The 21,531-nt window shown below is 64.3% G+C and carries 20 protein-coding genes; 5 read left to right on the forward strand and 15 right to left on the reverse strand.

All coding sequences use genetic code 11. From position 1 onward, the window contains the following. Nucleotides 1-426: 426 nt before the first annotated feature. From L1080_RS35210 to L1080_RS35225, 4 genes are all read right to left on the reverse strand, one after another. Complete coding sequence (locus tag L1080_RS35210; protein WP_250774608.1) at nt 427-1,866, reverse strand: Rep protein; 1,440 nt, start codon at nt 1,864-1,866, stop codon at nt 427-429. A gap of 376 nt (nt 1,867-2,242) precedes the next feature. Continuing rightward, the gene (locus tag L1080_RS35215; RefSeq protein ID WP_250774610.1) at nt 2,243-2,560 is read right to left on the reverse strand and encodes a hypothetical protein; all 318 of its coding nucleotides are present in this window, start codon (nt 2,558-2,560) and stop codon (nt 2,243-2,245) included. Further along, the gene (locus L1080_RS35220; RefSeq protein WP_250774612.1) at nt 2,557-3,051 is read right to left on the reverse strand and encodes a hypothetical protein; all 495 of its coding nucleotides are present in this window, start codon (nt 3,049-3,051) and stop codon (nt 2,557-2,559) included. The genes L1080_RS35215 and L1080_RS35220 overlap by 4 nt, the downstream gene beginning before the upstream one ends. After that, nucleotides 3,048-3,245, reverse strand: a complete 198-nt coding sequence (locus L1080_RS35225) for a hypothetical protein (RefSeq protein ID WP_250774614.1) — start codon at nt 3,243-3,245, stop codon at nt 3,048-3,050. The genes L1080_RS35220 and L1080_RS35225 overlap by 4 nt, the downstream gene beginning before the upstream one ends. Before the next feature lie 839 nt (nt 3,246-4,084). Between L1080_RS35225 and L1080_RS35230 the strand changes: the two genes are divergently transcribed. Both L1080_RS35230 and L1080_RS35235 read left to right on the forward strand, forming a co-directional pair. Continuing rightward, complete coding sequence (locus L1080_RS35230; RefSeq protein WP_374434926.1) at nt 4,085-4,531, forward strand: helix-turn-helix transcriptional regulator; 447 nt, start codon at nt 4,085-4,087, stop codon at nt 4,529-4,531. 204 nt (nt 4,532-4,735) lie between these two features. Then, a complete protein-coding gene (locus L1080_RS35235) occupies nt 4,736-5,191 on the forward strand; it encodes a helix-turn-helix domain-containing protein (RefSeq protein ID WP_250774616.1) in 456 nt (151 codons plus the stop codon). Nucleotides 5,192-5,193: 2 nt separating this feature from the next. Here the strand turns inward: L1080_RS35235 and L1080_RS35240 are convergent, their stop codons facing one another. Genes L1080_RS35240 through L1080_RS35250 form a run of 3 tightly spaced genes read right to left on the reverse strand, consistent with a single transcriptional unit; the run spans nt 5,194 to nt 7,276 of the window. Further along, nucleotides 5,194-5,754: a phosphatase PAP2 family protein gene (locus L1080_RS35240; protein ID WP_250774618.1), complete on the reverse strand. Its 561-nt coding sequence runs from the start codon at nt 5,752-5,754 to the stop codon at nt 5,194-5,196. Nucleotides 5,755-5,792: 38 nt separating this feature from the next. Next, on the reverse strand, nt 5,793-6,875 hold the full coding sequence (locus L1080_RS35245; RefSeq protein WP_250774627.1) for a hypothetical protein: 1,083 nt from the start codon (nt 6,873-6,875) through the stop codon (nt 5,793-5,795). Next, entirely contained in the window at nt 6,872-7,276 is a 405-nt protein-coding gene (locus L1080_RS35250) for a hypothetical protein (RefSeq protein WP_284708570.1), read from the reverse strand. Before L1080_RS35250 ends, L1080_RS35245 begins: the two co-directional genes overlap by 4 nt. 218 nt (nt 7,277-7,494) lie before the next feature. Here L1080_RS35250 and L1080_RS35255 point away from each other — a divergent pair, with 218 nt between their 5' ends. Next, nucleotides 7,495-8,559: a PorA family protein gene (locus L1080_RS35255; RefSeq protein WP_250774631.1), complete on the forward strand. Its 1,065-nt coding sequence runs from the start codon at nt 7,495-7,497 to the stop codon at nt 8,557-8,559. A gap of 270 nt (nt 8,560-8,829) precedes the next feature. On the opposite strand, the gene L1080_RS35260 is transcribed toward L1080_RS35255, so the two are convergent. From L1080_RS35260 to L1080_RS35295, 8 genes are all read right to left on the reverse strand, one after another. After that, nucleotides 8,830-9,435: a hypothetical protein gene (locus tag L1080_RS35260; protein ID WP_250774633.1), complete on the reverse strand. Its 606-nt coding sequence runs from the start codon at nt 9,433-9,435 to the stop codon at nt 8,830-8,832. Nucleotides 9,436-9,462: 27 nt separating this feature from the next. Next, the gene (locus L1080_RS35265; protein WP_250774635.1) at nt 9,463-10,005 is read right to left on the reverse strand and encodes a hypothetical protein; all 543 of its coding nucleotides are present in this window, start codon (nt 10,003-10,005) and stop codon (nt 9,463-9,465) included. A 45-nt stretch (nt 10,006-10,050) separates the two neighbouring features. Beyond that, nucleotides 10,051-11,643, reverse strand: coding sequence for an NlpC/P60 family protein (locus L1080_RS35270; protein ID WP_250774637.1), 1,593 nt, complete (start codon nt 11,641-11,643; stop codon nt 10,051-10,053). Then, nucleotides 11,640-12,425, reverse strand: a complete 786-nt coding sequence (locus L1080_RS35275) for a hypothetical protein (protein ID WP_250774639.1) — start codon at nt 12,423-12,425, stop codon at nt 11,640-11,642. The genes L1080_RS35270 and L1080_RS35275 overlap by 4 nt, the downstream gene beginning before the upstream one ends. Next, on the reverse strand, nt 12,422-14,581 hold the full coding sequence (locus L1080_RS35280; RefSeq protein WP_250774641.1) for a DUF3397 domain-containing protein: 2,160 nt from the start codon (nt 14,579-14,581) through the stop codon (nt 12,422-12,424). The genes L1080_RS35275 and L1080_RS35280 overlap by 4 nt, the downstream gene beginning before the upstream one ends. A 25-nt stretch (nt 14,582-14,606) precedes the next feature. Then, nucleotides 14,607-17,714, reverse strand: coding sequence for an ATP-binding protein (locus tag L1080_RS35285; protein WP_250774643.1), 3,108 nt, complete (start codon nt 17,712-17,714; stop codon nt 14,607-14,609). Next, nucleotides 17,698-18,141 carry a hypothetical protein gene (locus L1080_RS35290; protein ID WP_250774645.1) on the reverse strand — a complete coding sequence of 148 codons (444 nt, stop codon included), beginning with the start codon at nt 18,139-18,141 and terminating at the stop codon, nt 17,698-17,700. The genes L1080_RS35285 and L1080_RS35290 overlap by 17 nt, the downstream gene beginning before the upstream one ends. A gap of 150 nt (nt 18,142-18,291) precedes the next feature. Continuing rightward, on the reverse strand, nt 18,292-18,579 hold the full coding sequence (locus L1080_RS35295) for a hypothetical protein (protein ID WP_159928818.1): 288 nt from the start codon (nt 18,577-18,579) through the stop codon (nt 18,292-18,294). A gap of 533 nt (nt 18,580-19,112) precedes the next feature. Between L1080_RS35295 and L1080_RS35300 the strand changes: the two genes are divergently transcribed. Both L1080_RS35300 and L1080_RS35305 read left to right on the forward strand, forming a co-directional pair. Next, a complete protein-coding gene (locus tag L1080_RS35300; RefSeq protein ID WP_250774647.1) occupies nt 19,113-19,778 on the forward strand; it encodes a hypothetical protein in 666 nt (221 codons plus the stop codon). Next, entirely contained in the window at nt 19,775-21,520 is a 1,746-nt protein-coding gene (locus L1080_RS35305; protein WP_250774649.1) for an FtsK/SpoIIIE domain-containing protein, read from the forward strand. The genes L1080_RS35300 and L1080_RS35305 overlap by 4 nt, the downstream gene beginning before the upstream one ends. Nucleotides 21,521-21,531: the final 11 nt, after the last annotated feature.

The raw sequence follows: 21,531 nt of genomic DNA on the forward strand, positions 1-21,531 counted from the left end.
GGCGATAGCTCTGCTGGAGGGTGATTCTCGGATTTAGCGATGGTCGGCTGCCGTCGGTACGCAGCACGACTCGTGGATGCGCTGAACGCATTCGCGATCACGTTCGAAGGCCGCATCACCGGCGATGATAGTCAAACCGATGCGCGACAGCGAATATCTGAGTAGTCCCTGGCCATGAAAAGTTAACGCTGGCGGCTAGGTCGCGGTCCCTGTTGGTGGTCAGATGAAAGTGCCCATCCCGTGCTCGTCGTGTCGATCAGGAGCTTATGGCGTGAGCGGTGACGGCGTAGGTGCCAGCGGCACACCCAGTCCACCCGGGGAGTCACCTTGAAGTGCGCGAAGGACCGTATGAACAAGATCTCCTTCTATCGAGGAGTCGGGTCTACAGAGGGCCAGCTGCGCTCTGCGGAACCACCCACAACACCGTCAAACAAATCGTCGGGCGATTCGAAACCGACCAGGTCGGTGACTCACCGATTGCGGATCATTCTTGTATGGTCGTGCGTTCGCGGTGGCGATCCGCTCGAGTGCGAGATGATTGTCCTCGTACCCGGATCGAACATTGACTGACCCATTTTGGGCTTGGCGCAGGGCACGGCGGATCTGTGCGAGTGCAGCGTGTCGCTGCTCGGCGGTTGCCTGCACGGCATTGCGGTGCGCGATAGCGGTCCGGCGGGCCTGTTGTTCGCGGCGCAGTGTGGCGTTGACGGTGGCGCGGAGTTGGCTGGGGGAGGGTCCCGTCCAGTTGATGTGGGTCAGTCGCCAGCGGAGGAGGGCGACCGGCGAGTTGATGTGGTCTCTGGTGGGCCAGGTCCACCCGCGTTCTCGGGTGTCGCGGTCGAGGGTGTGTGCGATGTCGTGGCCGGTCCAGTGTGTGGTGTCGATGCCAGCGGTTTGGATGGCGTCGCAGATGTGTCCGATGTGCCGGTGCGCGGTGAGTGCGGGTGAGGAGGCGATGAGTGTGGCGGCTGCTCGTTGGAGGTGGAGTGGTCGGGGTTGTGGGGTGGGTGCGTTGTGCCGCGCGTGTGCGCGTTGGTGAGTACTTCGTGACGAAAGATCATGGGAAGGAACGTAAGCACTGGGGGATAGGGTGTCAGCGTCGGTGGCCTGGGGATGAGTTGTGGTGGCCGTGGGGGTGGGTCGTTGGGTTCGAGTGCGGTGGCGTGTCAGGCGTCGTTTGGGGCGGGCGCGGTGTTGGCGCGATAGTGGTTGTGGGCGTGGGGGAGTGGATTCGACGACGTTTCTTGGGGAGCTGAGTGCCCAGACGGAGGCTGCTTGGTGTTGTTGGCCGCCGTGGTGGAGTTCGGCGGCCATGTATTCGTGGGTGCGGAGTGTTCGGCCGCGTTCGAGTTCGACGCCCATGTGAAGTTGTTTGAGGACGCGGCGGGCGCGGTTGACGACGGAGAGTGAGACGCCGGCGTGGTGTGCGATGAGTTGCCGGGAGGCGGTGACACCGCGTCCGGTGGCTGAATCGGCGAATCGGGCGTGGGCTGTGGCGACGGCAATGAGGCGTTCGATGCTGATGCTGTGTGTGGTGAGTGCGGTCTGGCCGGTTGTGGTGTGGGTGGTGTGGTGGCGGAGTTGGTGGAGCCATTCGGTGCGGCTGGTCCATACGGGGATGGTGGCTTCGCGTCCTGGTGTGGTGGGGAGGGTGAAGGATTGGCCGCGTTGCCCGGTGTCGCGGTTGTACTGGTGGAGCTGGTTGATGGCTTGGGTGGCGGCGTGGACGGAGGCTTCCCAGGTGTCGACTTCTACCGACTGCGGAATGCGCGTATCGGCGTGTGTCGAGGACGTGGTGTGGGTGGTGGCAACGAGTTGTGTTGATGCTGATTCAGCGCATGCGTTAGCATCAGACGTACCTGTCACAGGTAAGTCCCTTCGGGGAATGCAGAACGAGCGCCGAAAGCTGTGAACTTTCGCCACTCACCTCTGAGAATGTGACGGCCCGGCAAGGCCTTCACCCTCTTGGTTGAGGAGGACCGGCAAGTCCTTCTCAACGAAATGCCGCGGAGCGGTTCGTGAATCCGAAACCACCCCCACCAAGGGGGTTTTCGTGCTTCTGAGGTCTGCGCACTGTTATTTGTGTTTAGGGGTCGCGCGGTTGCTACTCGGTCAAGGGCATCGCCTTACTGTGGGCATGTGTGAGTGCCGATCCACGACGGCCGCCACCGCGAACTGTGGAGGTTCCGCGCGGACCGCCGAAAGGATCAGAGAAACGCGGTTGTGGGGGCAGCCCTACCAGTTACGCCGACCGCGGCACCGATTTCACACCAAGCAACAGGCGCGCCGCGGCGGCGACCTCACGGATCTGCTCGACGGTCGCTGTTTCAGGATCGGATGCGACAAGGTCGACAACGTCGACAAGCGCATCGCATGATCCCGGACTGAGACGAGACCCGGCAGGCGAGAGCTGGACTGGACCATGCGTGTCGATAAGATCCGCGGCGGACATTACGGTCGGCGTGCCTGCGTCGGCGACGAGGAGTCCACAGATGGTGCTGTCCATCGCGATGAGCTCCCACGTTCGCCCGTGGCGGTCGGTGGCGGTGACACCCGTCATGCGACGGCCCCTCCCGTCGCGGGGTAATGCAGGCGTGAGTTCCACGCCTCTATGGCCGCGGCGATGCACACCTCGGCGACAACCCCGGGTTTCGCGGCTAGATGCGCCCAGAAGGCGGCGGCGACAGCTTCCGCACCACTGAACTGATGGCCGCCCAGGTAGTCGTGGGCGTCGACGACGGAGTCGGCGACCGCAGACCAGGCGTACATGGCCGCTGACTGAGCGCGGCCGGCGCCGATCGAAGCCAGCCGCTCCATCGCATCCCATCGGACACTGAGGGAGTCGACCGTTCCGGTCGGAGTGGCGCGGCACAACTCGGCGACGGTGTATCCCACGGGCGTGGAGAAGCCTGGAACGGTGACGAGACCCCACACCGGGTGAGTGTAAAGATCAGCGAGCCACCCCCAACGCAGGGAAGCGGGCCCTTCGGTTCCAGGGCACTCGACCTCGCCGGTCGCCATGAGAAGGACGCGGTCGGAAAGCCGGATCATGCCGCCGACCCCCGTTCGACTACTCGTTGCCCCTCGACGCGGTTGTAGTACATCCGAAGCTCACGATCGGCGGCGATCAATGTTCCGACGTGGCGATCTCCATCACCCGCCCGGATCACGGAAGGCGTCGGATCCCCACCGGCCGCCATGATCACCGTATCCGCGCAGCAGGTCTCGAATCCCGGGCGCTGCACCCACTCACACTGCGCATCGAACATCGCCCCAGAGAGACCCTCATCTACATCCCACGGCGCAATCACGACGCCCACCGCACTGGCGTCGACATTCTCTGCGCTACAGAGAGAGTAGGGACCGGGAACGGCTGCTTCTGGTCGCGAAGACGTATGCCGTCCCGCGTTCGCACCCACGCCGACAGCGCTGAGATTTTGATCGGCTCGCCGTCGCGGTCATAAGCCACCGCGGCCCACACCATCGATCGTGCTGGGCCGACCTGCGCCTGCTCCTCGCAACTCGCAAAGAACGGGCAACTTTTGCAGGCGTCGATCGCGGCCAAGAGTTGACCTGTGCTCGCGACGTCGGTGTCCCATCCGCGTGGATTGCGCGCGCACGGGAGACGGCGGTCAGTGGCCTGAAGCCCGTCGACGCGATCGGGAAGGTTTGAGCTGAGCCGCCGGAAGAAAGCCTCCTCGTGAGCTGCGCGGTAGACCGCGCAGCGCTCAGTACCTGTAAGGCATCCGCACGCTGAGTCGTGGGCACGAATGAATCGTCGGAGTTGAGCAGTTGTCCAACTCAGCACGTCAGTCTCGTCGACACTTCCGCCGACGTCGCCTATCGTTTGCATTGGCAGATCTCCATTCTGCTAGCTGAAGAAATACGCTGATCAGGGCGGCAACCCTGTTCGGTTCAGGCCCCCGCCCGGCGGTAACCGGGCGGGGGTCCTTCTGTTAGATCACCGACCCTTCTTGGTTGGCGGAGTCATATTTGATCTATTTCCGTGAGGCAAAACTGTGTACTGAAGTGATCGTAAGGGGGATAGTGCAAGGTGTCCAGGAGTGATGGACGGAGTGTTTCGGTGAGCCGACGGGTGATGCGCGGATTCGATCCTTCTCGGCTCAAGGCACGTCGTGAGCGCTCCGGCCTGAGTCGGCCCGAACTCGCTCGCGTAGCGGGTATCGGGCACGCGACCCTCTACCAGTGGGAAACGGGAGCAACGTCGCCACAGGTAGACCTCCTTAAGCGGGTCGCCGACGCCCTTGGCGCGAAGATCAGCGATATCGTCATTGTTCCGGAGGCTGAGCGACTCCCAGGCGATTGGCGAGTTCTTGCGGGTTTGCTGCAGCCGCAACTCGGAAAACTGGCGGAGGTCAGCACCACGACGGTGGCTCAGGTCGAGCGTGGGCAGGCGGCGTTGACGGAAGACAATGCCCGGAAACTCTCGGCGGCTCTGGGCGTGTCCGAAAGTGTCTACCGCGCCGCATACGAGCGCGCACGGAATCGGCCTGCTGGCACCCCGGCGTGACCCTACGCAACCGATCGCTGCGGCGGCGGTATCCAGCCGGTTGACTGTCGGGCGTGCTCGCTCTGTGTGAATCATGTGCAGGTCGGCGTCAATCCGCTCTCTACCACTGCTTATTCCAGAATCTGGCCACATCACATTCTTTCCGATGGTGACGTCCGTCTTAGACCAGGGATCAGGCTACGTTTCGCAACTTACAATTGCAAGTTGCGAAAGATCTATGCTGTTGCGAGAATGCGGGTAGTCAAGAGTGTTGCCTGTACCTACGGGTCAATCCGGGCTAAAAGGTTGAAGGGTTGGGCAGGAACGATGAGCAGCTTCGCTGAAAGGCTTCGCTATCTCTTTGACACCGTCCACCCGAAGGACCGGGGCCCATACACACAGACCGAGGTCGTCGATATGCTCCGGTTCAGCGGCAGCAAGATGACTACTGGTTACATGTCGCAGTTGCTCAGTGGGAAGCGATCGTCGCCCGGCTTGGAGACAGTCCGAGACATCTGTCGGGTATTCCGTGTGCCGATGGACTACTTCGGGGACGAAGAGACCTATCAAGAAATCAAGCAACAGATTGAATGGATTCAGAACCTACGAGATTCACAGGATCAGCGTGTCGCGGCCAGGACCTACGACCCATTTCGGAAGCTGACCAGCGACGAGGACTAGTCCTAAGCAATCAATGCGTACGTCATACCAGCAGCGACGGCACCCGCGATCGAACCGACAACTACCTGGCCTTTCGTGTGGTCCCCGAGATGGACCCGGGACCATCCCACCAACGGTGTGCAGACCAACGCCAGCAGCCACCACGGTGACACCGCCAGAGCCAACACAACGGTCACACCGGCTGAAACGCCGGTATGGACGCTTACCTTCCAGTGGAAAATGCTCGTGATGACCGCGGCGACTCCCAGCGCCACCAGGCCCGCCGACATGAACGCGATCATCTCGATCGGTGCGTGCCCGAGGATCTGAATGATCAAACCACCCACCGCAACAACCAGAAGCACGACGATCAAGAGATGTCGCTCGTTGATCTGGGTGACATGGTGGTCGCCTATCCGCGACCTCCGCATCCCGAACAGAATGACGGCCATCGGGACGACTCCCGTACACAGAGCAACGAACGCGCCCCAGCCCGCCGTGCCCACGGAAAAACCGATCACCATCGACGTCACGATATTGATGACCCACGGGGCACCGACTTCAGTCAGTACGCGTGCGGCCATATCGGTTACAGTACGGCGGTCCCGAAAATCGATCTCCGTCATTGCTCCAAGGCCATCTCTCGTTTGTCTGCGTGGGCGATTCGATAAGCGTTGCCCAACATGCACGCCCACATGGTGTCAGTGGTTCCGGGATCCAGGAAAAAGCTGTTGTATCCCAATCGGTCGGGAAGTCGACCGGTGACGAGCCATTCGGTGATTGCGTCGACGGCCAACGGCTGGGGAAGAGGTTCGCCCGGCGGCATCCCACTATGAGCGACTTCCAGGCTAAGAGCATCAAGTAGCTCAGCTGCTCGGTCGTCGACTTGCTCGGCGGCGCTACTGCCGCGTTTCGATTCTCGTTCGGCGTTCGGCCACCGCGTCAGCAGCTCGGCTCGAAGGTCGGAGAACTGCTTGAGCGCAGCCCGTGCTCCAATCCAGTTCATCGCCAGGGCAGTAAGTACTCCTGCGGCGATGAGCAGCACGCCGGTCAGGGCGAGCGTACGGGAGATGGCGAACGGTGTGGGTGTCGGCTCCATCAGCCCGTAGCGCGCGGCGACCAGGTATCCGATTCGAAGGGCGGCGTATGCAGTCAGGATTGCGGCCCCCGGACAGATCAAGAGCAATCCACGGCCGGTGACGGTATGTCGGTCTGCCTGGACGATCGTTACCACCGTCACCATCAGGCATAGCAGAAACGGGTATGCCATCGCGAGAATCAAGCCTTCGGCATATCCAGGTAGGAACGCATACTCGTTGTCGAACGTGCGATTGTCCACGTTCGCCGGCCATGGCGTTTTGAAGAAGAACACGAAGGAAATGGCGGCTGTGAACAACGAGAGTGCGACGTGAAGCCGGATCAACTTGGTGCGCTGGCCGGCCTTACTCGTCACATCCGTGAACACGGTGGCAGTACCGATACAGATTCCATAAACCAACAGCATTTTGAGGGCACCAGGCATGCCCGCGCCCAAGGAAGATCGAACGAATTCCTCAATGGGCTCGATGTTGAGCATCATGTGAAGTGACATGCATGCCAGGATGAGCGCGGCACCAGCGAGCGTCCATGAACGACTGAACCACCACCGATGCAGCCGGGTTGCCGCCGCCACGCCCAACAGTGCGGCAGCCAGCGCGGTAATCAACCGAGGGCCTCGTCAAGCCGTGACCGAACCGCAGGGTTGTGGCTAGTCCGACTGCTACCTTTCAAGCGTCGCAGGAGCAGGCTCGCGAACGCTTCAGCGTCGGCCTCCTCGGTGGACCGTGTATCCGTGCAGTCGCGCTGGAGCATCAGTTTCGCTAGGTCGTGAGATTCAGGCGGAAGGTAGTCGGTCGCCAGTTCGATGGCAGGCCTGCCGACATGTCCCAGTGCCATGTGGCCGAGTTCGTGGGCGATGGTTCGCTCCCGAGCATGCACCCACAACGCATATTTTATTTCGTCATAGTCGGGGTTGCGTACCCATTGGCCGAACACTCGGGACGGCAGGTCGGGGCCCTCCTGAATCAACAGTGGCCGTCCGCGATCGCGTGCGAGAGCATTCGCCATGCCGGTCAATGATCGTGCTTCGTCGCCCACCGCAATGCGGAACAGGTGATCGACGGCACGTGTAACTGCCGCTCTATGTGCCACTCCCGGAACCTCCTGCCGTCAGCATCCCCCGCGATGCCGACAGATAACGGTAGTCGTCCGGCGCGGGTACGCCCAGTCGGGGGGCGGGCGGCGCCCATGAGAAGTTCCACGCAGTCTCGACTAGGATCGCCCGAATGCCGATCAGCCTCCGTCTGTCTCGTCACGGCACCGCTTGTGCGGCCATCATGGCAGGTACCTTGCTGCTAACGATGAGCGCGCTCGCTCCGACATACGCCGCAAGTCAGCTCGTTAAGATTCCCCTGGACGTTGAGGCGGACACGGTCTCCACCGGTACTGCGCAACTGCTCGATGCGGCCGCTCTGACGAAGGGCAAGCTGGAGATCGATCCCACAGTACCGATCACTGTCAACCAACGGGTCACTGTCCAAGATCCGTCCGATTCAAATACCGTGACTCTGCAGTCTGCCGTGCAGATGACGCGGGATGACCGGAACGGACCACGCTCAGTGATCAATGCAAGCGTCGACCGAACTACCGTCGATAGGCGAACCGGTTACGCTGTTTCGGAGCCCTCTGGATCCATCCAGTCTTCGCTCGATAAGCCGGCGGAGCCAGTTGCTCACGAGGGACTCCAGTTTAAGTTCCCCTTCGACACAAAGAAGCTCTCCTACCCCTACTTTGATACGACCCTGCGCTCAAGTCGCGCCATCGACTTTGTGAAAGAGACCGAGATTAAGGGCCTCCCGGTCTACCAGTTTCACCAAAGGATCGAGCCGACCTCGATCGGGGGTGCTATCACACTTCCGGCTGTGAACTGGGGGAGAACCGGAACGGACTCGGTGTCCCTGAAGCGCTTCTACGGCGTCACTCGGGATCTCTGGGTCGAACCGGTTTCCGGTGCAATCGTTCAGGTACGACAGCATTACAACCAGTACTTTGGATCCGACATCGACGATCCGGACCCAGTCACCATCATTGATGTCACAACGATGCTCGACGAGCAAACCGTCGATGAACAGGTGGAACGAGCCGTCGCATACAAGCGCCTAATTCAATGGGGCACCGTCTATGGTCCCGGGATTGGTGCAGCAGCTGGGTTCTTGTTAGTCGCCGGCGGTGTCTACCTCGGTGCTATGTCATCCCAAAGAACGCCAGCTAAACAAAAACCATTGGAAGAGGTTACGGTCACTGAAGAGCCTGTCGGCGTGCGCGATCGGGTGAGCAGCGCCAATACGTGAGCTCTCGAAATCCAGGACGGCTGGCAGGTCCGCCGCCAGACTCGGTTCGGCCCCTCGAGGCATTGCGATGCGCCACGGACCAAGTAAGTCGATGCTGTAATCACGCTGGACACAACAGTCCACTCGGGTGACGAAACGATCATCGGCTGTCTCCACAAGCGAAGGACGCCAGTCCCGCGGTCCTGTGAGGATTTCGCTATGTGCCCGCCCTGCGCTGTGGTCGCGATCGTGGATGGGCCCCGATCAACCTCGAGCGCCGCTGTCTCGCAGCTAGTTCAACTCGTAGAAAGCCGCACGTGCGTAGGGCAGTGCTTCGGCGTATGCGCTGCGGACCTTGTCTTCGGTGCCGAGATAGGACATGTTGTCGTCGTAGGCTTCGCGGTCTTCGAAGTACGTACGGCCGCCGAAGTGGTCGGACAGCTGGATCGCCACGGCGTAGTCGACCGGGTTGCCGTTCTTTGCGGCGTCCCCCTGGCTTTCCGCACCTGCATAGAAGGTCTGGATTGCGTCCGTGACGGCTCCGGTGTCGAGGGCAGGTCGGTTGTCCCACTTCTGGCTCCATCCGAAGAGGTTCCGTCCTCCGGAGCCGGAGTGGTGGACCCGCCAAAACCCTTCAGCTCGTGAGGCGACGAGAGCCGCAATGATGGCGTTGTCAGGCGCCTTCCGCTCGTTGCCAAGAGCGATGATGCGGGTGACGGTTTCCTTCTGCTGTCCGTCGGCGGTGTCGTCGACGAAGGGATCGACGACCGGGTTAGTGGCGTCGATCGTGGGTGCCGGTTGTGATCCGGTGTCGTCGTTGGAGTTGCTGCCGCACCCCGCGATGACCGCGGTGGCGAGCACCATGGCCGTCAAAGCTGTAGTGACGCGGTACTTCAAGGTTCCCCCTCGCTCGTTCGGTTGCGTTCAGTAGGTGAGGCTATCGATCAACCATCGGCCGTCTGCTTCGGTAAGGGTGAGCCAAACTGTAATCTCGGGCTCGACGGGGTGGGGAGTGTCTCCGATGACCGCGGTTTGGGTTATTGTGGCCACCCTGTGAGCGGTAGTGTCGGTGTCGGGTGGGCAGCCGGAGCAACCGATGGCGACGTCGGCGATGACCCGGGCGTCGTCGTTGATCCATTGCTGCCATTGCAGGCTGGGTCCGCGCTCGTACGGGACATGGGAGGTAAGGCGCGCAGCCAGGGCCGGTGTGAACCATCGTGTCGCGCGGCGGAATCCGCTGGTGGGGCTCTCGTCGGTGGCAGGGGCCCAGGTGAAGGTGACGGTCATCGCCCGGCGGGCGACTTCCTCCGGCGATGTCGGTTCCGGTCGCTGAAATGCGCTGGTGCCCGTTTCCGGTGCAGGCGCAGGTGCCGGTGCGGTCGTGGTGCTTTGCGGTGTCGCGTTACCTGAGGGGTTGCCGTTGTCCTGGCAGGAGTAGAGCACTACCGCGACTGCGGCGATAATCACTATGAGCACGATCGAGGTTTTGCGTATGGTTCCTCTCCTCCTGGGTCACATACGGCGGGCGCGCATGTCTGCCATTACGGGTGCTTGTTTGACGACGTCACCGGTGGTGGGTGCGTGAACCATCTGCCCGTTGCCGGCGTAGATACCGACGTGGCCCGGACCGCTTGCCTCCCAGGATCCGAAAACGAGGTCCCCGGGCTTGGCCTGGGAGATCGGGATTTCAATGCCCACCTTCCATTGTTCCTCGGAGGTACGGGGAAGGATGGTCTTGCCCCCGGTGGCCCGGGCATAGGCGTACTGGGTCAGGCCAGAGCAGTCGAACCCGCCATCGGACGGACCACCCGCGCCGCCGCCGCCCCACACATACGGGGTGCCGAAGTACTGGCCGGCGGCCTCGACGACATTGCTGCCGCCGGCGGTGGGGGAGGGGACGAACTCGCCGCGGCCGCCAGGTTGCTCGAACTGGGGAATGTAGGAGAGGACTTTCTGCACGTATGGGCGGGTTTCGCTGGAATAGTCACCACCGGAGGGCATCCCACCGGCTCGCTTGATGGCACCCTCGCCGGCGTTGTAGCTGGCGATGTAGAGCGACAGCGGATCGCCCTTCACGGAGCCGTCGGCGATCCAGCTGTCGATCGATCGCGCGATCTCGCAGAAGTAGCGGCCCTGAGCCATGACCGCATCGCCGACGTCCGCTTGAGACACTCTGCCGTTGCCGTCGTCGTCGCGGCCGTACACGGCCCAGGTGCCATCCATGAACTGGGTGTAGCCTTTCGCTCCTGCGGGGCTGGTGACGGCGCGGAACCCGCTCTCGGCTTTGGTGTCCGCAGCGAGCAGTGCCGGGCTGATCTGGGGGCACAGCGATCCGCCCTTGCGGAACCATTCTTCGAATGCGGGTGGGACACTGCCGGGTTTGAGGTCGCCGCCGCCCGCGGTGCCGAAGCCTCTGCCGCAGTCGAGAGGAGTGGATGCGGCCATGAGAGCGATGGTCGATCCTGGTGAGCTCGAGTCCTGTCCGGATGGTGCAGGCGCGCCGCCGAGCTTGGTCATAGGGTCGATTGCGGTGCCGTCCTGCAGGCGGCCGCCTTCCCAGTATTCGAAGTGCAGGTGTGGCCCGGTCGATCCGCCGGCGTTACCGATGTCGGCGATGTGGTCTCCGGCCTTGACGCTCTGCCCGGGTTCGACGTGGATCCCGTTGGCGTACATGTGCCCGTAGACCGTGGAGACCGGCCGGCCGTCGACCACGGAGTCGATGATGACCCAGTTCTCGAAACCGACACCGGTACCTTCACCGCTCGAACCGGCGGCGACGACGAGGCCGTCGAGGGCGGCGTAGATCGGGATACCGACCGGGCCGGCGAAGTCAACACCGTTGTGCATCGCCCCCCATCGGGGTCCGAAACCGGAGGTGAACGTGGTGGTCCCCGGTGCGGTAGGTTGCTGGATCGGCCCGGACGGGATCAGCGCGGCCACCGGCGAATCATCGGGTGTGCTGTCTGCGCGCGTGCCCCCGGAATCGGAGTGGGCGGGCCGGCAAGGTTTGGGCAGATCGATGATCGCCCCGCCGGTGCAGGCGCTGGCCATCCCGATGGTGAATAACGCGGCGAGCGCAGCCGCGGTCAGACGCCGAGCGGTCATGCGATCGGGCCTGGCAGAGGTGTGTCGAGTTCGGGGATTGGGATGGCGCCGGGGACCGGCACGGGGGCGGGGATGGTGGCCCGCTGTGCGGGCGGAGCAGGCTCCGAGGGCAATAGGGGCTCGGGGGTGCGCTCCGGGCTCAGTGCGGTGGCGGGTGACGGCGTGGTGGTGGGCGTTGTGGTACGCGGGGTGGTGGGAGCCGCGTCCACGTCGTGGAGGTCGAGCGTTGCGAGGGGCGTGTCGACTTGCCAGCCGCCGTCGGTGTCGGTGACCGCGACGGTCAGGGTCCCGGCACTGGTGTCGATCTCCACGGTCGTTCCGGTAGTGCCGGTGCCTGACAGGGTGCGTGTCGGCCCGAGAATCGACACCTGAGCGGTGGGCCGGGCCGCGGCGAGGGTGTCATTGACGCGCTCGGGGCGGGCGACACGGCTGAGCGCGATCGCCCACTGAGTTGGTGATGCGGTGGTGTCGACGAACTCGTGTGCGTAATACATCGCCGCTGTTGCGGGACTACGACCGATCGAGCTGGCCGGCATCGACGCGACTTCAGCCTCGGTGACCTCCTTGTCTGCGGCGGTCTTGATGGCCACCGACGTGGTGTGGGTGTTCGCCGCGTTCGCGAGTGGCTCGGCCGTGTCGCCGGCTGTCCCGGTGACTGTGGTGACCATCAGGCGGGCTAGGTAGAGGATCGCGACCATAATCGCGATCCCGCTGGCGAGCCGGCCGGGACTGCGCAGAACCCAGCTACGAATCGCGGTGGTAATCGGGTTGACGGTTCTCACCAGCTCACTCCCAGCTCCCGATTCGGCCGGTCAAGCACTCCCGTCGACTGCTCCGCCGCGCTGTCCTCACGCAAACGAGCGCCGGGCAGATCGCTGCTCGCGGGCCCCGCCACCGCCGTGGCCGAGGCCGGTGCGGTCCGGGTGATCGACACCCACGGACGCTTATCCTTCTCAGTCGCTTCCGTTTCCTCACTCGGCCGGTAGATGGTGGTCGGTGCGATGACCGCGTCGGGTCCGCCGTCCCACCGGGTCGTGTCCTGATGGGTAACGAAGATCTCGCTGTCATCGGTGTCGAGGGCCTCGAAACCGTCGGTGAAACCCGTTGCGGGGGTGTGTTCGCGCAGGTCTGCGAGCCTGGTGTTTCCGTTTCCGCCGGCTGGGTCGGCGGTGAGGTCGATACCGGGGAGCCGGGTGCCGGGCCTGTCCTGGGACGATTTGCGCAGATCTACCATCGCTCGACGGTCACCGCTGCGTAGGCCGGCCAGCTGTGCTTGGCGGGCGCGGTCGCGGTAGTCGTCGGTGCGTGCGGCCGACAGTGCGCGTCCTTCTTGCCGGACGATCGGGGGCTTGTTGCCGCCGATCATGTCGGACCACTGCCGACCGGTCCCGTCGGCGGCGCGGCTGGTGCCAGCGCGGGCGAGTTCGAGGCTCTTCTCGGCCAGTCCCATGGCGGGGTTAGTGACCATCGAGCTGGCGGTGAGCAGTTTCTGCTTCCAGGAGCCGTGCCTGTGTCGGTCCATCGCACCGCCGATCATGCCGCGATGCGACTGGGTAATGGTCTGTGAGAGCCGTTTGAACGGGCGCAACAACATCCAGAAGACGATGGTGAGGATGACCAAAAACCACAGCCGCCAGGTTCCGTCGACCGCATCATTGCGGTACAGCTTGATCAAGATCAGCAGGTAGACCGACATCAGCACCGCAGCGGCTACCGCCCACAGGTAGATCCCACCGAGGATGCGTCCGACACGGATCAGAATCGATCCGGAGACGATGGCGAGCGGAACCCAGACGGGGGCGGTGATGATCGCCAGCCGGATCGCTAGCAGCGCCGAGAGTTTCAGCACCGAGGAACCGATCCACAAGAAGGAGGGCATCGAGGTCTTGACCATCGACAGGAACCCGGTCGAGACACGGCTGCTGTCTTTGCCTTGAAAGGTGTAGAACGAGAGCCCCTTGCTCTCCAACGGCTCGACGACCTCCCGCCGGAACTTCTCGGCCTTGGCCTCGTCGATCTCCTTCTGTGCCGCGCTGTCGGCCTTAATCCGTTCCTGCTCGTCGTAGGTGTAGGCGATCGACTCCCGCAGCCTCGGCCACAGATCATCGAGCGTCCGGCCGGATGCGTTTGACCCGAAGTATCCTCGCTGCACGTCCGGGATGATGATCCGGTCGGTGATCACCAACCGCGGGTCATCGGTCATGCCCGCAGAGTTAAAAATCTCGCCCTGAGTCTTCGTGATCAGCGCGCTGAACGTCTCGTCGGAGATCTGGATCGCCTTCGCTGGTGCACCGACCATCAACCCACCGATCGCCAGCGCGCCGGCACCAATCGCAAGCTGCCGAAACACCGCCGGGGCATCTGATCGCAGACCGCGGTAGAGGATGATCAGCCCGGCCGCGGCCACCCCCAGCCCGAGCCACGGCCCGTAGACGGTCGGCCGCAATGAGTCGGAGACCGCGAGCACGATCTCGTCGAACTGCGCGATCGCTCCCTGTCGCCCGGTCTCGCGGCCCTCTGTGGGGGTGTTGGCCTGCTCGTCGAGCCAGAACGCCGCGGCAGCGAACGATTGCCCGATCGTGAGGAAGGTATTTCCGATGTCGGTCTTGTTGCGCACCAGCGATACCCCGGTGATGTCTTCACCGCAACCGAGGTCGTAGATGTGCCACGTCAGACCTGCCCAGCCGTGGCCGCCGTACCCCGTGCCCGACAGCTGTGATTCTGTGGGCTTGTCCACCGATCCGGAGTCGAAGAACGCCGGCGCCGCCGAGTTCGGGGACTGCGGTGCCGGCACGTCCTTGCAGTTGAAGCCCGCGGCGTGGGCGTTGGCCTGCCCGCACAGGGCGCTGAGCCCGACCAGCATCATGACCGCGCACAGTTGGATGATCCGCTGCAGCAGGTGTGCGGGTGATCTGGTGGTGTGGGCGGTGACGGGCATCGAGAGGTCCTTCCCAAAGAGGGGGTCAGGCGGCGGTGGCCCGGGAGTTCAGTGCTTGCGCGACGTGGGCGATGTGAGTGAAGTTCGTCCAGTTCGCGCGCACCAACTCGATGTCGCCGCCGAGGCGGACGACGTAGGTGCGGGCCTCGTCGGCGCCGGTCTTCGCGGCGCGCTGTTTACGGGCCTTGTTCGCGCGCGGGTCGTAGGTGTCGTTGCGGCCCCCGCCGAGCTGGTTCGCCAGGATCGTCTCGTACCCTTCGCCTTCGTCGAGGCCGAGGAGTTTGAGTGCGTCGGAGATCGCCCGTTCGGACGAGCCGAGTCGGCCGATGATGATCTCGTCGGTCAGCTGTGATTGGTCCTGGTCGTCGGCGCCGTCCGCCAATCCGAGGAAATCGCCGGCAAGCTGGCTGCATACCAGTGCGCGGGTGCGGAACTTGCGGGTATCGCGACCGAGCCGGACGTAGAGAGTGCGCCCGGCCCCGGACTGCTTGAGGTACTTGTTCTCGTCCAGGAACAGCAGTTTCGGTAGTGAGCGCGGCTTGTCGTAGACCAGCCGGGTCGCCAACCACGCCGCGAGGTGGATCAGCGGCCCGGCCAGGCGTTGGCTGTCGGTGGCCGCACGTCCCTCGGCCTTGTCGTCGATCTGCAGGCCCGGCATGGTCAGGATCGTCAGGCGCTCGTCGAGGACCGAGTCGAACAGGTCGGCGGCGGCGTCGTCACCGGCGGTGGCCGACGGGAACAGCACCCGGGCATCGCGCAGCTGCGACATCGTGCGCAGCATCGGCCCGATCCGGCCCGCGGCGGTGCGCAGTCCTTCACCGATAACGGGGGTGTTCTTCGAGCCAGCGGTCTGGCCGCTAATCGTGCCGTGTGCGAACCCGTGGCCGTCGGTGTAGACCACACCGGCAGCGATGTGATCGATCGCGTCGAGGACCTTGCCCAGATGGTTGGTCGGCTGACCCCCCACCATCGCTGCTGCCATCCGGACCACACTCTTGGCATCCCGGTCGCTGCGGTCGTCGGCGTCGAGCATCGAAATCAGCACCCAGGACGCGAGCTGGACTCGCTCGGCATGGGCGGCACCGCGATCGTCCTCGTAGGCCGCTGCCGCGGCGGCTGCCGGGTCGGATTCGTGTGCGTACTCGGGATGGCCAGGGCGATAGATCTCGTCGGCCGGGTCCGGTTCGGACACGACCCGGTAGACGTTGAGGACGCCGGGCTTGGCACCGCGGCCGGTCAGCTCGTAGACGCGGGTGAACGGCTTGAGTTCGGGCAGATCGGCGAGGGCGCGCAGCGGACCGGACGGGTCGAGGATCACTCCGTGCGCGCCCAGGCGCAGCGCCTGATAGGTGATCATCCCAGCCAGATGGGTTTTGCCGGCTCCCTGGACGCCGACCAGGGGGGTCAGGCCGCCCTTGTCGAAGAAGTCGTGAGCGGCGAAGAGATTCCAGGCAACCGGGCGCACCGAGATCGACGCGGTTTCGCCGAGGATGATGCCCTCCTCGTCACCGATCCGGTCGGCCGCCGCGCCCATCCCCGCCGACATGGCCAGAACGCTCATCCTGCGCTTGTGGGCGGTGTTGGCGAGCTTCTCACCGGGCATGAACTCTTTGAGCAAGTGGTACTGGCCGTTCTCGACTTCGAGTTCGACATCCGGTGCGTACTGCTGCTGCAGCTTCGAGACACGGTCCCGCACCTGCTGAGGGGAGGAACCGGACACCGCGATCCGCCACCACCCCGATCCTCGGGTGGCCAGTGCCCCACCGTTCGACATCTCCGTCCGCAGGCGCCGGGACAACCCGTGCTGTGCCGCCAACTCATCGGGTGGGGTTTCGTCGTGCTCGACGGTGTAGTGCCGGTACTGCGCCTCGATCGCGTTGCGCTGCTTCTGTATCTCGCCGAGTGTCTCTTCTGGGGTGTGCAGGGCGATCCGCTCGGACCACTCCAAGGGCAACCCGAGCTGGTCGCCGAGCAGCTGCCACGGCATCCTCTGTTCCGGGATGGCCAGTGGTGCCATCCTCCCCACCGTCAGCACGGTCACGTAGGACCGGTAGGTGCGGCCCGCGATCGTGCCTTCGACGACAGTGTGTCCGGCGCCGGGCGTGTAGTGCATGTCCGTCAGGTTGCTCAGCGACAACAGATCGGGCAGACCCCACCCCGACGGTGCGCGTGCGGCGGCCGGTTCGGTCAACGGCATTCCTACAGCGGCGGAGCGGCGCAGCAGATAGTCGATCTGTCCGCTGTCGGCCGGCAGGGCTTCGACACCGGGGGAGAGCATTACGCGTTCGATCTCGGCAATGTGTTCGGCCGCGGCGTCCTGTTCGGCGCGCAGGACCTGCTCCGACCACTTCGACAGCCGCGGTCCCAATCCCTTCACCGCGGTGCACATGTCGGCCACCGCGACGATTGTCTGGGCGGTCATCGATCGACGGGGCAATTCAATGCCCCAGTATCGGCGCTTGCGGGTAGGGGCGGAATCAAGCAGCGCCACTTGCTGACCGATGAGGTACTCGTCCCACGCGAGAGCGCCTGGGACGTCGGGGAGTCGGTTCTCGGCGAGTCGCGCGTGTGCGCGTCCCCATTCCTTGACCGGCCAGGGCTCGCGGACGGTGCGCCGGTGGATACCGGCCACCCCTTTGCTGCGCAGTTCCGCCAGCACCAACGCTTCGTCCCGGATGAACCGCGACTGATCGGCAATCGCCCGCATGCTCCACGTGCCGGGCGATTGCACGAACCACAACGTGGCGGTGTCGTCGGTGATCGTGACGTTGCCCAGCACCGCCCGCAGCCGCCACTTGGACTGCTTCCGCAGCCGCGCCTTGCTCCCGCGATCCGCGGCGGCACTGGTCGAGTGCCCCTGCGGACCCGGTCGGGACTTCTTCCCGCGCCGTTTGCTGCCCCTGCGGCGGGCAGGTTGTGCGGCCACGTCCTCGTCGGAGCTGGCGACCGGGGAAAGGTCGGTGGGCAGTGCATCACCCAAGCTCGCTTGTGGTGCAGCGGTTGTGTGCGGGTCGGCGGTCTGCAGCCCGGCTTGGCGCGCCGCGCGTAACCATGACTCGGGCAGCACCGGCGGCAGTGCACCGGGCGGTGGGACGAGGTCGGCCGGGTCGAACCGGTTACCGGGATAGCTCATGACCTACCTGCTCGTAGTCGTAGGAAGTCGTGTGATCAGCGGCAGCGAGGGTGAGGCGAACCCGCGCGATCTGGTCGGGGATCGACACCCTCAGCGGCGCGTTCCGAAATTTCTTGTCGAGCTTGACCGCAGGGCGTGGGGAGGTGAGGTCGTTGATCGCGGACCGGGCCAGTGACCGGATGGTGCGTTCGTGGCCGAGCCCGTCGACGATCCGTTTCGTCCCGAGATAGGTCAACCCCAGCACCGCGGTGACGCTCCAGCCGCTCCACGGCACCGACAGCACCCCCATGACGAGGATGTACGACAGCAGCAGTAACAGCACACCGATACCCATCGCCTGCCATCTGATCGGCCTCGGGAACGCCCGCCCCGGAGGACCTAGCCAGTGCTGATCCACCCGGTACAGGTCGTCATCGGTTTCAATCACCGCTGTCCCCTCACCGGCGCTCGTTGATGGCGCGACCGATTGCGAACACGATGGCGGCAGCGATGATCACGCCGAAGATGATCGTCATGACGGACATGTGTTTGGGTTCCTCTCGAAAGTGTTGACTCCGTGCGGTTGTTCAGCTACCGGTCACGCACCGGGGACGATCAGCCGGATGATCCCGGTGCCCACGTTCATCGCCGCGTCGGGGTTCGCCGATAACCCGAACCACCCCAACGCGATCAGAGAAAGGCCGACGATCGTGATGACAGCAGACCAGGACGAGCGAATGGCCTTCGCAAGAAGCACAATCGCTCCCACGCCGAGGATCGGCGGGACCACCTGCTCGCGGAGGAATCCGCCCACCCCGGTGGTGTCGATCCCGTCCTGCGCCAGGTACGTCAGCTGTGACGCAGCCTCGAAAGTCTCGTGAAGCATGTTCTCTCCCAGAAGATTCACGACAACACCGAATGGTGACGGAACGAACAATGGCACAGGGTGGCTGCGGTGCACGAAGACCCCCGCACGCACTCGGGCGTGTCGCTGCGGGTCCGCTGAGGGTGGGGACGGTCGCTGGGAGGACCAGGGCTCCACCATCGGGGCACCCTCTCGGGGACGACTCTGGTGGAACGTGATTCACCCCATGTGGGGTAAGCGTCGACCGATTGCGGCATCGGTGATGCCTGCGCCCCACTCCCTTCGGGAGGCGCCTCCCCCCTACGGGGGGAGGCGAAGTTGCAAATAGCGCCACAGCCCGGTATTGGCGAGAGTGGGCCAAACACCACTTGGCAGAGGTCTTTTGAACTCCTCGTCCGGGTTGGTGTCACCGCGGTCGAGGACGCATCCGCGGGAGATGCGAGCGGGGCGACACGCCCGAGTGCGTGCGGGGGTCCTTGGTGAAACCTTTTGCGAGCGGATTCACTTGTGCGCATCAGCACGACGCCGATGTGCGACCGAGAAGGGTTTCTGCGATGCCGTCGAATGACCCTGTGGGCGAGTTCTTCCGGGATGTGTTCGGCTCGTCCGGTACCTCGTCTGCCTCCGGCGGACGCAGGCGTTCCGAACAGTCGGGGGAGGAGGGTGCGCGTTTCACCCCGTGGGTGGCCGTCGTCCTGGTCCTCGCTGTCGTCGTGTGGTGGATGCCGATCCTGCTGGTCTCCGCTCCGGTGGCCGAGCTGGGGCCGCGCGCGTCGCTCTGGTCACAGTGGCTCATCGACTTTCGGCCCCGACTCGCCGTCGCGGTCGCTCTCGTCGGTGCCGGGGACCTGATTCGGTTCCTGCGCCACCGGCAGCGGCGAATCCTGTCCGCGGTGGTACGGCAGACCACCGGTCACAACCCCGTACGGATCAGGCTCAGCGTGCGCACCGGGTGGCACAGCACCGCCTGGGCGGCGATCCGTCTGCCGCAGGGATCGGTCGTCGATGCGACCCGGCAGGAGCGTCTCAATTCGGCGGTCAATGCGTTGATCGTCGGGTCACCGCTGTGGCACCGCGTGCGCGCTGCGCTGCCGGCCCTCGCACCCACTCGACCCCTGCGACTCCTGCTTCGCAAGACACCGGCGCAGATCGACCGTGTCCCGGCGGGAGAACCTGCACCCGACAGTAATTCCCCCTCGACGTCGAAGGCGGATCAATGAACCGATTCCTCGGACCCACAGTCACCGACTGGAAGTACGTCACCGACTTCCGGGCCGACAAGAGCACCATCACGATCACCCGCCGACCGGTGCTCCCGGACACCCGCAGCCCACGGCACCGCATGCTCGCCGAACTGTTCTCCGACGGCAAGGCCCTGCGGGACGTGACGGTCTCAGTCGGCGCCTACGCCAACGACGGAACCGAAGCCTCGTACCGCATCCTCTACAAGCACACGCTGGCCACCGGCATGGAAGCCAACCGCGACAAGCTTTCCGAGGCTCTGCTCGCCGCCCTCGGTACGCACGAGTCAGGGCAGCTGTGGCGAGTCGATTGGAACCCGGAGCAGCCCATCATCACCCTCTCGCTCCGCAAACCACTCGAGAAGATGATCCTGCACTCGCTGCCGACACCGGCCATCGAGCTACCCGGGCCGAGGCTCGACAAGCACGGCATCGGACGTCAACAGATCGACTGGCCGAGTCGGGTCCCGAACAAGCCAGGACAGCGCCTGCACGTCCCGTACGCCTCGTGCGAGATCGGCTCCGACGTAGTCGACGCGTTCTGGAACGTCTCACACCGCTCGTCGGCACCACACATGCTGGTCGTCGGACCGACCGGCGGCGGCAAAACAGTCCTGCTGACCACGGTCATCACCGAACTGGTTCTCCGCGGTATCCCGGTCATCGGTGTCGACCCCAAACGCATCGAGCTGCACCAGTTCCTCGGCTACCCCGGTGTACCGGCAATCGTGTTCGAACCGCTGCGCGCGGCCAAACTGATCTACGCACTGTGGTGCGAGATGCACGCACGCACCAAATACATGCAGATCCAACGCATTGCGCCCGCGAATATGCCACTGCTGGTGGCAGTGCTCGACGAGTTCTTCATCCTGTCCGCCTCGTGGACTCAGATGGCCAAGAGCGGAACCGACGTGGAGAAGGACGTTCTGAAGTTCTGCAATCCACTGGGGCGGATCGGTGAACTGGTCGCGCTGGCCCGCTCGACAGGTATCCGCCTCGCCGTGGGTGTTCAGCGTCCCGATGCGCACCTCTTCGGACGCGATTCCGGTGGTGTGCGCGACAACTTCAAGACCCGCGCCTCGCTGGCCCGCCTCAGCAGCGACGGCGCCTACATGATGTGGGGAGACACCACCGTCGGACGCGACATCGATGCCGCCATCGCTGGCCGCGCCACCGTCACCGATCCCTCCGGTGACCCGGCACTCGCCCAAGTGTGGTTCACCCCCAGCGTGGACGCTCACCCCGCAGTACGCGCCGATATGTCCAACGAAGAACGCTGCGCCGTCGACAGTCTCCGCCCAGAGGTGGACACCCCGGTGTTCTGCTTCTCCGCCGAGTTGCCCGAGTTCGTCGCCGAAGAACAAGCTCTGATCGCCGCAATGGCCAACGACGTGCGCGACCCCATCGCGATCTCGAGCAGCATCAGCGCACCGAGTGCGGCCGACACCATCGCGGATGCGATCCCGGCCCGCTCCATCGAAGAGGGCATGCACATCGTCGTCGGACTCGACGACGACCCGGACCTGACCGGACTGGTCGCCTCGGTCGAAATCGCCCGCGAAGTCGACCGCACCAACGACGGCACCGTCACCGACGAAGGCAAGGTCATCGTCGGCATTGCCGTCGAGAGCGCCGGCCGCCGCCCTGAGGTGCTGTTCGTCGAGTACAGCGGCCTCGACACGGTCGTGCTCGTCGCACCGGAACTCCCCACCGCCACCTGACTTTCGCATCA

The sequence above is a fragment of the Rhodococcus sp. MSC1_016 genome (assembly GCF_023667485.2).
Taxonomy (GTDB): domain Bacteria; phylum Actinomycetota; class Actinomycetes; order Mycobacteriales; family Mycobacteriaceae; genus Rhodococcus_F; species Rhodococcus_F oxybenzonivorans.

Bases quoted from the DNA above. Each gene is read 5' to 3' on its own strand.
- L1080_RS35215 (WP_250774610.1), bottom strand. From the start codon at position 2,560: ATGACGGGTGTCACCGCCACCGACCGCCACGGGCGAACGTGGGAGCTC.
- L1080_RS35220 (WP_250774612.1), bottom strand. From the start codon at position 3,051: ATGATCCGGCTTTCCGACCGCGTCCTTCTCATGGCGACCGGCGAGGTC.
- L1080_RS35240 (WP_250774618.1), bottom strand. From the start codon at position 5,754: ATGGCCGCACGCGTACTGACTGAAGTCGGTGCCCCGTGGGTCATCAAT.
- L1080_RS35250 (WP_284708570.1), bottom strand. From the start codon at position 7,276: ATGGCGAATGCTCTCGCACGCGATCGCGGACGGCCACTGTTGATTCAG.
- L1080_RS35255 (WP_250774631.1), top strand. From the start codon at position 7,495: ATGCCGATCAGCCTCCGTCTGTCTCGTCACGGCACCGCTTGTGCGGCC.
- L1080_RS35270 (WP_250774637.1), bottom strand. From the start codon at position 11,643: ATGACCGCTCGGCGTCTGACCGCGGCTGCGCTCGCCGCGTTATTCACC.
- L1080_RS35280 (WP_250774641.1), bottom strand. From the start codon at position 14,581: ATGCCCGTCACCGCCCACACCACCAGATCACCCGCACACCTGCTGCAG.
- L1080_RS35285 (WP_250774643.1), bottom strand. From the start codon at position 17,714: ATGAGCTATCCCGGTAACCGGTTCGACCCGGCCGACCTCGTCCCACCG.
- L1080_RS35295 (WP_159928818.1), bottom strand. From the start codon at position 18,579: ATGCTTCACGAGACTTTCGAGGCTGCGTCACAGCTGACGTACCTGGCG.
- L1080_RS35300 (WP_250774647.1), top strand. From the start codon at position 19,113: ATGCCGTCGAATGACCCTGTGGGCGAGTTCTTCCGGGATGTGTTCGGC.
- L1080_RS35305 (WP_250774649.1), top strand. From the start codon at position 19,775: ATGAACCGATTCCTCGGACCCACAGTCACCGACTGGAAGTACGTCACC.